The sequence below is a fragment of the Micromonospora sp. NPDC048905 genome (genome assembly GCF_040649655.1).
In the GTDB taxonomy this organism is placed as follows: domain Bacteria; phylum Actinomycetota; class Actinomycetes; order Mycobacteriales; family Micromonosporaceae; genus Micromonospora.
Genome location: NZ_JBEZFV010000003.1, coordinates 483,489 through 496,150, shown reverse-complemented (window position 1 = coordinate 496,150; position 12,662 = coordinate 483,489). Strand labels below are relative to the sequence as shown.

General features: G+C 69.2%; 13 protein-coding genes, 3 tRNA genes and 1 pseudogene. All 17 read right to left on the bottom strand.

The window, feature by feature from the left end; genetic code table 11:
- Positions 1-14 precede the first annotated feature (14 nt).
- Positions 15-401 carry a 50S ribosomal protein L7/L12 gene (gene rplL, locus AB0C01_RS10555; RefSeq protein ID WP_357253585.1) on the bottom strand — a complete coding sequence of 129 codons (387 nt, stop codon included), beginning with the start codon at positions 399-401 and terminating at the stop codon, positions 15-17.
- Positions 402-455: 54 nt separating this feature from the next.
- Positions 456-1,001, bottom strand: a complete 546-nt coding sequence (gene rplJ / locus AB0C01_RS10550) for a 50S ribosomal protein L10 (protein WP_238645346.1) — start codon at positions 999-1,001, stop codon at positions 456-458.
- 341 nt (positions 1,002-1,342) lie between these two features.
- Complete coding sequence (locus tag AB0C01_RS10545; protein WP_357253588.1) at positions 1,343-2,032, bottom strand: hypothetical protein; 690 nt, start codon at positions 2,030-2,032, stop codon at positions 1,343-1,345.
- Positions 2,029-2,892: pseudogene (locus tag AB0C01_RS10540) on the bottom strand (ATP-binding cassette domain-containing protein). Before AB0C01_RS10540 ends, AB0C01_RS10545 begins: the two are co-directional and overlap by 4 nt.
- 245 nt (positions 2,893-3,137) lie before the next feature.
- Positions 3,138-3,854, bottom strand: a complete 717-nt coding sequence (gene rplA / locus AB0C01_RS10535) for a 50S ribosomal protein L1 (protein WP_357253592.1) — start codon at positions 3,852-3,854, stop codon at positions 3,138-3,140.
- Positions 3,855-3,932: 78 nt separating this feature from the next.
- Positions 3,933-4,364, bottom strand: coding sequence for a 50S ribosomal protein L11 (gene rplK, locus AB0C01_RS10530; RefSeq protein ID WP_088950247.1), 432 nt, complete (start codon positions 4,362-4,364; stop codon positions 3,933-3,935).
- A gap of 187 nt (positions 4,365-4,551) precedes the next feature.
- Positions 4,552-5,274, bottom strand: a complete 723-nt coding sequence (nusG, locus tag AB0C01_RS10525; RefSeq protein WP_357253594.1) for a transcription termination/antitermination protein NusG — start codon at positions 5,272-5,274, stop codon at positions 4,552-4,554.
- Positions 5,275-5,313: 39 nt separating this feature from the next.
- The gene (secE, locus tag AB0C01_RS10520; RefSeq protein WP_357253596.1) at positions 5,314-5,706 is read right to left on the bottom strand and encodes a preprotein translocase subunit SecE; all 393 of its coding nucleotides are present in this window, start codon (positions 5,704-5,706) and stop codon (positions 5,314-5,316) included.
- A 213-nt stretch (positions 5,707-5,919) separates the two neighbouring features.
- Positions 5,920-5,992 (bottom strand) — tRNA-Trp (locus AB0C01_RS10515).
- Between the two features lie 129 nt (positions 5,993-6,121).
- Positions 6,122-6,514 carry a MaoC family dehydratase gene (locus tag AB0C01_RS10510; RefSeq protein WP_357253598.1) on the bottom strand — a complete coding sequence of 131 codons (393 nt, stop codon included), beginning with the start codon at positions 6,512-6,514 and terminating at the stop codon, positions 6,122-6,124.
- 1 nt (position 6,515) lies between these two features.
- Positions 6,516-6,962, bottom strand: a complete 447-nt coding sequence (locus AB0C01_RS10505) for a MaoC family dehydratase N-terminal domain-containing protein (RefSeq protein ID WP_357253600.1) — start codon at positions 6,960-6,962, stop codon at positions 6,516-6,518.
- Between the two features lie 124 nt (positions 6,963-7,086).
- On the bottom strand, positions 7,087-7,254 hold the full coding sequence (gene rpmG / locus AB0C01_RS10500) for a 50S ribosomal protein L33 (protein ID WP_007073056.1): 168 nt from the start codon (positions 7,252-7,254) through the stop codon (positions 7,087-7,089).
- Positions 7,255-7,387: 133 nt separating this feature from the next.
- A tRNA-Met gene (locus AB0C01_RS10495) sits at positions 7,388-7,460 on the bottom strand.
- Between the two features lie 24 nt (positions 7,461-7,484).
- A tRNA-Thr gene (locus tag AB0C01_RS10490) sits at positions 7,485-7,557 on the bottom strand.
- A gap of 93 nt (positions 7,558-7,650) precedes the next feature.
- Positions 7,651-10,176, bottom strand: a complete 2,526-nt coding sequence (locus AB0C01_RS10485; protein ID WP_357253602.1) for a bifunctional diguanylate cyclase/phosphodiesterase — start codon at positions 10,174-10,176, stop codon at positions 7,651-7,653.
- Positions 10,177-10,723: 547 nt separating this feature from the next.
- Entirely contained in the window at positions 10,724-11,917 is a 1,194-nt protein-coding gene (locus AB0C01_RS10480) for an epoxide hydrolase (RefSeq protein WP_357570903.1), read from the bottom strand.
- Between the two features lie 132 nt (positions 11,918-12,049).
- On the bottom strand, positions 12,050-12,643 hold the full coding sequence (locus AB0C01_RS10475) for a hypothetical protein (RefSeq protein ID WP_357253606.1): 594 nt from the start codon (positions 12,641-12,643) through the stop codon (positions 12,050-12,052).
- Positions 12,644-12,662 lie beyond the last annotated feature (19 nt).

The window sequence follows — 12,662 nt, the reverse complement described above, 5'->3', positions numbered from 1 at the left end:
AGGTGGAGCTCAGGTCACTTGAGGGTGACCTTGGCGCCCTCACCCTCGAGCTTGGCCTTCGCCTTGTCGGCGGTCTCCTTGTTGACCTTCTCCAGGATGGCCTTCGGCGCGGACTCGACCGCGTCCTTGGCCTCCTTGAGGCCCAGGCCGGTCAGCTCACGCACGACCTTGATGACCTGGATCTTCTTGCCGCCGTCAGCCTCGAGGATGACGTCGAACTCGTCCTTCTCCTCCTCGACCGGGGCAGCAGCGGCGCCGCCGCCACCACCCTGGGCGATCGCGACCGGAGCCGCGGCGGTGACCTCGAAGGTCTCCTCGAACTGCTTCACGAACTCAGAGAGCTCGATCAGCGTCATCTCCTTGAACGCGTCGAGCAGCTCGTCGGTGCTGAGCTTCGCCATATCTGGCGTCCTTTCCTGATTCTGTTAAGTAAGAACTGGTGCGCCGTGGGGGCCTCAGGCCGCCTCGGCGCCCTCCTTCTCGCGCTTGTCCTGCAGTGCGGCCGCCAGACGTGCGGTCTTCGACAGCGGGGCCTGGAACAGGGCCGCGGCCTTGCTCAGGTTGCCCTTCATCGCGCCGGCCAGCTTGGCCAGCAGCACCTCGCGGGACTCCAGGTCGGCAAGCTTCGTGACCTCGGCCGCGGAAATGGCCTTGCCCTCGAAGACACCGCCCTTGATGACGAGCTTCGGGTTGGCCTTCGCGAAGTCGCGAAGCCCCTTCGCCGCCTCGACGACGTCGCCCGAAACGAAAGTCAGCGCGGTAGGACCGGTGAACAGCTCGTCGAGGCCGGTGATGCCCGCGTCCGTCGCAGCACGCTTCGCCAGCGTGTTCTTCGCGACCGTGTAGCTGGTCTCGGCGCCGAGCGAGCGCCGAAGCTGGGTGAGCTGGGAAACCGTCAGACCGCGGTACTCGGTCAGCACGGTGGCGCCCGAGCTGCGGAAGCTCTCGGTCAGCTCAGCGACGGCCGTGGCCTTGTCGGCCCGAATCGGCTTGTCCGCCATGTCCCTCCTCTCTCGTTACTCGAGGCTGGTCCCCGTCACAGCCGAAGCCGGAACGGGGGCGGAGGCAGCACGACAACGAAAAAGCCCCGGCGCAGGGCGCACGGGGCGAGGGCCGGTGGATCAACACAGTCGGCGGACCATGTCTCACTGCCGAGTTACGCTTGCCGCCCTACGCGGGTCGCCCGTTGTCGCGGGACCTTCGACCGTGCCGGAGCACGGTGACCAGCGGTCTTTGGGTGGTTCCTCATCCATGAGAGCACGGATGACGGTTGAAGACTACGCGCCCCGGCCACCAGCACCAAATCGCGCCTGGTGAGCCACGTCACCGACGCCGACGCCGGTCAGCCGTGAGCCCGCCGCCGCCACAGGTAGCCGCCGACGACCGCGGCGCTCCAGGCCAGCGCCCACCCGGTCAGCCCCAGCAGGGTGAGCGCCGTGGCGTGGCTCGCGGTGGCGCGGGCGGCGGCCATGATCGGCGGCGCCAACCAGGGCGCCACCGAATCGCTCAGGCCGAACACCACCGCGCCGACACCGCCGAGGGTCAGCACCGCGACGCCGTACGCGGCACCGCCCACCGACGCGCGGCTGGCCAGCGCACCGAGGGCGACAGCGGCGGGTACGGCGAGCAGGTGCGCCCACAGCCCCAGCGCGATCCCGACCGGGATCGACCGGTCCCCCGGCTCCACCGGGCCGGTGACCCCGCCGACCAGCCACGGAAAGAGCAGCGCGACGGCCACCGTTGGCAGCGCCGCCACGCCCGCGGCGAGGAGCCCGGCAAGCCGCTCGCGGGCCACCCCGACGGTCACCTGGGCCAGCCGGCGCTGCACGTCCGGCTCGACGTCCAGCAGGATCTTGGTCTGCCAGGCGAGCACCGGGAAGAGCACCACGGCCGAGACGCCGTACGCCTCCGCTGGCTGGGCTCGGCCGCCGCCGTAGAGCGTGCCGAGCACGATGAGGCCGGCGAGCAGCGGCGCCAACGCCCGACCGGTCCGCAGGAGGCCGGCCAGCCGCATCCGTACCAGGGCGATCACCGGGCCTCCTCCGCTGCCTGCTCGACCGTGTGGACGCCCTCGGCGGCCGTGGGCTGCTCGGCTGCCGGCGCACCGTCCGGGCGGGTCGGGGCGGTCGATGCGGGACGAGCCTGCGGTGCGGGGGTGGAGGGGTCGGCGCGTACCCGAAGAATGTGGTGGCCCTCGGCGCGCATCCGGGCGACGGTGCCGGCGACCCGCGCGGTCGGCACCGCGACCTCGACCACCGAGAACGCCTCGTCCGCCGACGACGTCTCCTCGGTCAGTGTCCCGTCGGCCACCGACCAGCGGCGCGCGGTCGGCAGCCGGACCGTCTCGCCGCGGTGGTCGCTGACCAGCACGGCACCATCGGCGGCGAGCACCTCGGCGATCAGCTCGGGAACCAGCTCGCGGGTGGCGGCGTCCAGCCCCTCCCACGGCTCGTCGAGCACCAGCAGGCCCGGTGGACGCAGCATCGCCTGGGCGAGGCCCACCTTCTGCGCGGTGCCCTTGGACAGCTCCGGCAGGCGGACCGAACGGAAGGCGGACAACCCGAGCCGGTCGGTCCAGGAGGCCACCGCCTCGTCGGCCGCCGCCGCGCCCAGGCCCGCCGCGCGGGCCATCCCGGTCAGCTAGCGGGTCACGGTGAACGGCTGGTCGGCGGGAAAGCGCTCCGGCACCCAGCCCACCCGTGCCGGACGGTCGGTGACCCGGCCCCGGTCGGGCCGGAGCACCCCCGCGGCCACCTGGAGCAGTGTCGACTTGCCGGCCCCGTTGCGACCCAGAACGACAGCCACCTCACCCGGACCGATCCGCACGTCCACGCCGTGCAGCACCCACGGCCCACGCCTGTGGTACCGCAACCAGACGTTCTCCAGCCGCATAGGGATAGAGGGTGCCACACCTTAGGGCCTGTTTCATAAGGACTGGCCGGCCTGCGGCGGGCCCGGACGACGACCGGCGGCGTTGCGGTTTCGTCCGGATACAACACCGGTATCCGGACGAAACCGCGCCTTGCCGGACCGCCGCCCGGCCTCCGCCTCGGCTCGACCGCCCTCATGAAACAGGCCCTGGACGCCAAGGGGCGCCGCCACGATCGTGGCGGCGCCCCGGTGGAGCAGATTGTCGCTCAGCCCTCGGCGGGGTCTCCGGTGAGGTTCTTGACCAGGTTGGGGTCGACCGGAACACCCGGGCCCATCGTGGAGGTCACGATGACCTTGCGGAGGTACTTGCCCTTGGCCGCGGACGGCTTGGCACGCAGCACCTCGTCGAGCACCGCAGCGTAGTTCTCTACCAGCTGGCTCTCCGTGAAGGAGGCCTTACCGATGATCAGGTGCAGGTTGGAGTGCTTGTCCACCCGGAAGGTGATCTTGCCGCCCTTGATGTCCTGCACCGCCTTGGTGACGTCCATGGTCACCGTGCCGGTCTTCGGGTTCGGCATGAGACCGCGCGGGCCCAGGATCCGCGCGATCCGGCCGATCTTGGCCATCTGGTCCGGCGTGGCGATAGCCGCGTCGAAGTCGAGCCAACCACCCTGGATCCGGGCGACCAACTCGTCGGTGCCCACCTCGTCCGCACCCGCGGCAGCGGCCTCTTCGGCCTTCGCGCCGCTGGCGAACACGATCACGCGGGCGGTCTTACCGGTGCCGTGCGGCAGGTTGACCACACCGCGGACCATCTGGTCCGCCTTGCGGGGGTCGACGCCGAGGCGCATGGCGACCTCGACCGTGGCGTCGAACTTGACGTTGGTGGTCTCCTTGGCCAGCTTCACGGCCTCGGCGGGGGTGTAGAGCTTCGACCGGTCGATGACATCGGCGGCCTTGCGGTAGCTCTTGCTGCGCTGCATTGCTGATTACTCCTGTGGTCTCTGGCGGGCCGCTCGGCGCGGGCCCTCCCACGGTCGGATCGACGGCCTGGGCCGACGTCAGTCGTTGACGGTGATACCCATCGACCGGGCGGTGCCGGCGATGATCTTCTCGGCCTGGGCCAGGTCGTTGGCGTTGAGGTCGGCCATCTTCTTCTCGGCGATCTCACGCAGCTGGGCGCGGCTGACCGAGCCGACCTTCTCGGACTGCGGAACACCCGAACCCTTCTGCACACCGGCAGCCTTGATCAGCAGCCGGGCAGCGGGCGGGGTCTTCAGCACGAACGTGAAGGACCGGTCCTCGTACACGCTGATCTCGGCGGGAACGATGTCGCCCCGCTGGGACTCGGTCTGCGAGTTGTAGGACTTGCAGAACTCCATGATGTTCACGCCGTGCTGGCCCAGCGCGGGGCCGACCGGCGGCGCCGGCGTGGCCTGGCCCGCCGGCAACTGAAGCGTGAACGTCTTGACGAGCTTCTTCTTCGGAGGCATGTCACTTCCTGGGGCTTGGAGCTGGGAAAATGCGGCTGTCGCCGCCCTCGGAGCGCGCACGGTCAGCGCGGTGCGACAGCGGCGACATTCAAGAGTAGCGCAGGCCGCAGCCCACTCGTCCGCCGAGGTCGAGCGGGAGGGCCTACGCCGACGTCGGCGGCGGGTCGGACCCGCCGCCGACGACCAATCAGATCTTGGCGACCTGGTTGAAGTTGAGCTCCACCGGCGTCTCGCGACCGAAGATCGACACCAGCACCTTGAGCTTCTGCTGGTCGGCGTTGATCTCGCTGATCGTGGCCGGCAGCGACGCGAACGCGCCGTCGGTGACGGTGACGGAGTCGCCCACCTCGAAGTCGAGGACCTTGATCTCCGGCTTCGACTTCTTCTGCTCGGTCTCGACAGCCGGCGCCAGCCACTTCAGCACCTCGTCGAGCGAGAGCGGAGCCGGCCGGTCGGCCCGGTCGGTCGCACCGACGAAGCCGGTCACACCCGGGGTGTTCCGGACACACGAGTACGACTCGGCGGTCAACTCCATCCGGACCAGGATGTAGCCCGGGAAGACCTTGGCCTGGATCTGCGAACGCTTGCCGTTCTTGACCTCGACCTCTTCCCGAGTCGGCACCTCGACCTGGTAGATGAAGTCCTCCATGTCGAGGCTCGTGATCCGGGTCTCGAGGTTGGTCTTGACCTTGTTCTCGTACCCGGCGTACGAGTGCACGACGTACCAGTCACCCGGCGCGTAGCGCAGCTTCTGCCTCAACTCGGCGACGGGGTCGAAATCCTCGTCCGGCGCGGGCTCGGTCGTGGGGAACTCCGGCTCGCTGGCGGCCTCAACCGACTCGTCACCAGCCGCCGTCGCGACCGCGGACTGCTCGTCCACGGGTCCGGCGGTCTCGTCGTACTCAGGCACGCTCGCTCACTTCCATCACTATCGGCTGGAGGCAGCCGGTCAGTCCGAGTTGCCAAAGACAAACAACACGACCTTGGCGAAGCCGAAGTCCAGCACACCCACGATCGTCAGCATCACCGCGACGAACGCCACCACCACGGCGGTGTAGGTCAGCAACTCCTTGCGGGTCGGCCAGATGACCTTACGCAGTTCGGCTACGACCTCGCGGAAGAACCGGGCGATGCGGCCGAACACGCCCACCCGACCCGTTTCCGACCGCGTGGTCGGCCGGCTGTCCGCCGACTCCGCCCGGGCACGGGACCGCGTGGCGGTGCCTCCCCGGGAAACCGGCTCGTCCGCGCTGGAGGCGTCGTCGTCGGCAACCTCGTCGACGACATCGTCGTCCAGACGATCGTCGCCGGCGTCCTCGCCGCGCCGCTTGTTGTCGGCCACTTCGCCCTCCGTCGCGGAATCTGGGGTCGCACGCCGAGTGGCGTACGCGGCGCTGGTCACGCCGGCCGGACCCAACCGTCCCGCGACGGGCCGCGGCCGGTGGATCATCCGGAGGGCCCGATTGCCTCGGAACCACCCCGCCGATTCCACCACCACGGGCCGGACGCCGCCAAGCTGGCGGCGCGACCCACGGGAACGGTCAGGCCTGAGGCGCAGGGGTGACAGGACTTGAACCTGCAGCCTGCGGTTTTGGAGACCGCTGCTCTGCCAATTGAGCTACACCCCTATGTGGCAACACTCGCCCCACGCGGCCACAGACGACCGAGCAGGGGTCACTTGCCCCACGGCGGACCAGTGTACGGGTACCCGCCCGACTTTCCCAACCGGTCTCTCCGCCACGCGTGGCGGGCTCGGTTCAGCGCGCCGTCCGGATGGTTGCCCTCGCCTGTGCCAGTACCTTCTCGCCCAGGCAGGTGGCGGTCACCTCGAGTCGGGTGAGACCGTCCTCGGTCACCTCACGGACCCGCGCGGTGACCTCGATCTCGGTCCCCTGGTCGTCGTCGGGGACCACCACCGGCCGGGTGAAACGCACGCCGTACTCGGCCACCGCGTCCGGAGACCCGGCCCACTCGGTGACCGCCCGACCGACCAGCGCCATGGTGAACATGCCGTGGGCGATCACCCCGGGCAGACCCACCTTGGTGGCCACCCGGTCGCTCCAGTGGATCGGGTTGAAGTCGCCCGAGGCGCCGGCGTAGCGGACCAGGTCCGCACGGGTCACCTGGAACGTCTGTGCTGGCAACTCCATCTCACTCCTCCCCGCGAATGACATACCTGGCCCAGACCGCGACCACGGGGTCCCCGCCGACGGTGCTCACGTCGGTGCGCGTGGTCAGGAAGCCGTGCCCACCCCTGGTGCTGACGTCCTCGATGGTGTTGACGCAGACCAGCTCGTCGCCGGCGACCACCGGCCGGGTGTACGCGAACCGCTGGTCGCCGTGCACCAGGCGGCTGTAGTCGACACCCAGGGCCGGGTCCTCGATGATCTGGCTGCTCGCGGCCATCGTCACGATCACCGGAAAGGTCGGCGGGGCCACCACGTCGGGGTGGCCCAGCGCCCGCGCGGCCGCCGGGTCGTGGTGGGCCGGGTCGGTGGCGCCGATGGCGCTGGCGAATTCGCGGATCTTTTCTCGGCCCACCTGATAGGGGGCGGTCGGCGGATAGGTCCGGCCGACGAAGGAAGGGTCCAGGGACATGCCGCGAACCTACACGGAAAGCCCAATCGCCGACCTGATCGGTAGGCGGCGGCGGAGCCGCGCCAAACCGGTCAGATCGGCGATTGGAAAGCTTCGACAGCGGCCGGCTGAGGCCGGCCAGCGGTCAGCGGGTCTCGCGGTGGACCGTGTGCCGACCGTCGCGCGGGCAGAACTTCTTCAGCTCGATGCGGTCGGGGTCGTTGCGCCGGTTCTTGCGCGTGATGTAGTTGCGCTCCTTGCACTCCACACACGCCAAAGTGATCTTCGGCCGGACATCGGTAGCCTTCGCCACGGCGGAGTGCCTTCCTCGCTAACGGAAACAACTACGACGCGCCAGCCTAGACGCTGACAGCGCGGACATGCAAAGTGGGCGCCGGAAGCGCCCATTTCTTACGACCACCGGCAACGAGCCCGGAAGACGAGAGTAGCGGTGGCCGGACTTGAACCGGCGACACAGCGATTATGAGCCGCTTGCTCTACCATCTGAGCTACACCGCTGCGATGGGTCCAGCTGAACCCTCGAGCCCCCTTACGGAATCGAACCGTAGACCTTCTCCTTACCATGGAGACGCTCTGCCGACTGAGCTAAGGGGGCCTGCGCGAACTCCCCGTGGGGCGCGCAGAAGTAAGAGTACACGGCCCGGCTCGACAGGTGAAATCGGATCCCCGGTGATCGTCTTCGCCCTGCTCAGGGCACCACGCGAAGGCGCGGCAGCTCCCCGTTGGAGATCGATTCCGGCTCGACCTGAGCGCCGAACCAGGCGGCCAGCCGCTCGTACGGCAGCGGCCGGCTGAACAGGAAGCCCTGCCCGATCTCACAGCCGATGTCCTGGAGAAGCTCCAGGGTCAGCTCACTCTCCACGCCCTCGGCGACCACCGCCAGGCCGAACTGTTGGGAGAGGGTCACCACGGCGTTGACGATGGCCAGGTCCCCCGGGTCGGTCGCCATGCCCTGGACGAAGGAGCGGTCCACCTTCACCTCGTGCACCGGCAGCCGGCGCAGGTGTGCCAGCGAGGAGTCGCCCGTGCCGAAGTCGTCGACCGACAGCCGGACACCCAGGTCGCGCAGCCGTTGCAGGGTCGGGATGGGCCGATCGGTGCCGTCCAACACTCCCGCCTCGGTGATCTCCAGGGTCAGCCGCTGCGCCGGCACCCCGTACTCGGTCAGCAACTCCTGGACCCGGTCCGGGAAGTGCTGGTCGGTGAGCGTACGAGCGGCGATGTTGACCGCGATCGGCAGCGGCTGATCGGCCAACGCCCAGTCCCGGCTGCGGCGCAGCCCCTCGCGGAGGACCACCTCGGTGAGCCTGCTCAACTGGCCGGTGTGCTCGGCCACCGCCACGAAGTCCTCGGGAGCGACCGTGCCGTGCGTCGGGTCCTCCCAGCGCGCCAGGCACTCGACACCCACCAGACGCCGATCCCGCAGCGTCACCTTGGGCTGGAAGTAGACCTCCAGCTCGTCCTGATCCAGTGCGCGGCGCAGATCGCCCGCCAGACCCAGCCGGCGCAACGATCGGGACTCCAGCGCCGGGTTGAACAGTTGCACGCTGCCCGGCACCGACTTGGCCGCCGTGGCCGCGAGGTCGACCCGGAGCAGCAGAGTCGCCGCGTCGCTGCCGTGATCGGGGTGCACGGCCACCCCGACGGCGGTGTTGACGTCGAGGGTGAGCGCGTCGAAGACCATCTCGTCACGAATCTGGTCGCGTAGTTGCGCCGCCAACTCGAGCGCCGCCTCCGCGCTCTCCAACCGCAGCGTCACCAGGAACTCGTCCCCACCCGCGCGGCCGACCAGGGCCGACGACGGTGCGCTGGCCCGCAACCGGCTGGCGACCTCGGCGAGGACCTTGTCCCCCGCCGCGTGCCCCAGGGACTCGTTGACCTGGCGCAGCCCGTCCACGTCGAAGAGCAGCAGTGCCACCACCTCGCCGGGGGCGGCGATCGTGAACGACTCCGCGAGCGCGCCGGTGATCCGCCGGCGGTTGGGCAGCCGGGTCAGCGCGTCGTGGTACGCGTCGTGCCGGAGCCTGTCGACCAGCCGCGAATTCTCCAGGGCGACGGCGGCATGCGCCGCCACGGTCTCGAAGATGGGGATGTCAGCCGGAGCGAAGTGGCCCACGTCGCTGAGCCGGTTGGCCACCTCCAGCGTGCCGATCACCGCCTGCCCGGAACGCAGGGGCACCGCGATGACGTCCTTGACCTTGGAGTCGGCGAGCGCGGACCGCAGCGTCGGGTCACCGCCGAAGGCCCGACCGAGAGCGACCGTCCGACCCGACTTACGCGTCTTCTCCCGGATCACCGGCGGGGTCGGGGCGACGTCGAGCAGACCCCGGTCGTCGAGGCGTGCGGTGAGCAGGACCTCCGGGTGCCGGCCCTGCGCCGGAAGCCACAGCGTGGCGTACTCCGCCTGCATGAGAGATCGGAGCCGGCCGAGCAGCGCGTCCGTCAGGTTGCCCTCCTGACCCGCCTCGCTCATTGCCCGGGTCAACTCGTACATGTCGCCCAGGGTGCGGTGCTGCCGAATGAACTGCGAGTACGAGCGGTAGAGCAGGACGCCGGCCACCGCCAGGGCCAGCAGCAGCAGGATCGACCAGAACGTCGTCGCCAGGGCGATCAGGATGATCATCCCGACCGCGACGTTCAACGCCGTGGTCAGCAGGACCTGGACGGCCGTACTCGCCGTCTCCCTGGTGCCCTGCCAGCCTTGCAGGAGGGTGATAACGCCGACCACGGCGACCAGGCTGATCAATGCGTTGGCGGCGACAGCGGCGAAGACCGCGCCCCACGTGGACGGGCCCACCCCCTCGTGCGGCGGCATGGCGGCCAACACCAGCCCGGCGACGGAGAATCCAGCCGCCGCCCGGGCGACGTTGAACCAGAACTTCGGCGGCGCGTAGCCGCGATGAATCTGGGTGAAGAGCTCGGCCGCCGTGGCGACGACGACCATGAGCAGCGGCGACAGCCAGAAGAGGGCGAGAATGAGTGGAATCTCGAGAAGGGTCACGACCACCGCCTGACGGCGGACGACGAAGCTGAGCGTTGGTATCCCGGCGGCAACCATCACCACCAGCAACGCAAGAGCCTTCGGCCAATCCTCCAGGTGGATCGGCACCGTCAGCGCGAGAACCAACGATCCCACCAGGGCGATCGCGGCGAGGGGAGCCGTGATCAGCCAGGCGTGCTCTGTCGTACGACGTCGGACAGCCTTAGGTGACACCGCACCGCCCTGTCATCGGGCACGTCGCCGCCGCACCGGGGTCACCGAGCGACGCTTGACGCTCCACTCGAAACCGAAACGCTGTGGCCGGCGGGGGCACCCCACTCGATCAGCTGGGACTGGAAGCCACTGCCGAGTTGAGCGCCAAGGACACCAACGGCCAGCGCGGCGAGGACGATCGACGCCGTGCGCAGCCGGCCAAACTTTCGACCAGACATTTGGAACTCCTGTCGGCAAGGGGGCTGTGCGGGGATGGAGATTCCACGATGGTGCCACAGCGACGTCCGCCAGGAAAGCTCCCCACCCGCGATCGGGCCAACCGACCCGCGAGCCGACCCGCTCGGCCGGGTCGGCACAACGTCCGGCCAGACCATCTGCTGATCAACCCAGGTGGGAATGCCCAAGAAACGACCTAGTAGAGAAAGCGCACCTACTAGACGTAACAGTTGAATTGAACTGTCGCCCCTCCATCCGTACGCACACTACTCGTCGCTACGTCGCGGCAACAGGTCACTGTCATCTATCTAATGAGCGTGCCGGTTGGGGCTCAGGACTCGCGCAGCGGCCGGAACGCCGACCGCAGCTCCACGGCAAACGTCTCCGGCTCCTCCCACGCGGCGAAGTGGCCGCCACGATCGGCCTCGTTGAAGTACGCGAGGCCGGGGTAGACCGTCTCCGCCCAGCTGCGCGGGGCAGGCCAGATCTCGCCGGGGAAGGTGGTGAAGCCGACCGGAACCGTGACCGGCGGCGGAGCCTGGCCGGCCGCGGCGGTCGCCGCCAAGAACCGTCCGAACTCCCAGTACCACCGCGCGGACGAGGCACCGGTGCCGGTCAGCCAGTACAGCGTGACGTTGTCGACGATCGTGTCCCGGGTAAGACCGCCTACGGGTTCGCCATCGACGAGCGCTCGGGAGATCTTGTAGTAGCTGTCGGTGTCGTGGTCGAACATCCAGGCCGCCAGCCCGATGGGTGAGTCCAGCAGGGAGTAGCCGATCGTCTGCGGCCGGGTGGTCTGCTCCAGGAAGTAACCGAATCCATCCATCGTGAACAGGTTGAGCGCGTCGTGCGCGGCACGTTCCTGCGCGGACTCCGCCGGCAGTTGGTCCTTGATGCCAATGGCACCGGCCAGCAGGTTGACGTGGATGCCGAGCAGCCCCGCAGGCGCCTGGCGGCCCATGGCGTCCGTGACGGCGGCACCCACATCGCCACCCTGCGCGACGTAGCGCGCGTAACCGAGGCGGTTCATCAGCTCCGCCCACGCCCGCGCGATGCGCCCGTTCTCCCAGCCCAGCTCGGCTGGCTCGCCCGAGAAGCCGTAACCCGGCAGCGACGGCAGGACGAGGTGGAAGGCGTCCTCGGCCTGACCGCCGTGTGCGGTCGGATCGGTGAGCGGACCGATGACCCCGAGCAGCTCCACGACCGAGCCCGGCCAGCCGTGCGTAATGATCATCGGTAGAGCATCCTCGTGCTGCGACCGCACGTGAATGAAGTGGATCTCAACGCCGTCGATGTGGGTGGTGTACTGCGGTAAGGCGTTCAGCTTCGTCTCGAACGCGCGCCAGTCGTACTCCGTCGTCCAGTAGCGGGCCAATTCCTGGACCGTCGCCAACTGCACGCCCTGGGAGCGATCGGTGGCCAACTCCCGGGTCGGCCAGCGGGTGGCCGCGATCCGGCGGCGCAGGTCCGCGATTGCTTCCTCCGGCGTGTCGAGCCGGAAGGGACGGATCTCGTTGTCGGACATGCTCTCCACCTGCCGGGTTGGGACGACCGGTGCCGGCGCTCCGGCGGAGCGGGCAGCAGCCAGTCTCGCAGCGGGCCAACCGCGAGCGGACCGAAACGACAATTCAGGCGCCGTCGGACGGACTCCCGTGGCCTAGCTGCCGGGGCTGTCCTCCTGCTGGCGCGCTGAACCCTCGCGCGCGAGGTACTCGCACGGCCGTTCCGCATTGAGGTGCCAGACGCTTCCGGCCAGAGCGACGGAATAGGTGACCTCTCTCGCCTGCCGGTCGGCGGCCTCGACCGACAATCGCACCGACAACGGCTCGCTGCCGAACGCGGTCGCGCATTCGAAGCGGAGCTTGACCTCGACCCAGCCGGTGCCACCGGGACGTAACACCACAGACCCGCCGGTGCCATGCACCTCAGCGCCGGGTCGTTGCCCGGTGACCGCAACGACCGTGATCGGCGCCGGACCAGTGTTGATCACCGCGAGCTGCCCCTCCAACCGCAGGACGCCCTCGACGTCCAAGCCTCCGCCTCCGGCAGACGCAGGGAGGGCCACGAGTGAGACCGAAGCGGCACGTTCCCGCTCTGCCTGCGAGGCTCGCAGCTCGTTCACACCGACACCACCAAGCAGAGCGCCGACCAGGAAGACAGCGGCCAGCCAGACAACCACCTTCGACCTGGGCATGAGGCGGTCCGGGTCGTACGCCGCCGGCTGGCGATCGCGGTCGTCCAGGTCGATCACTCCACGCTCCGCCACCATC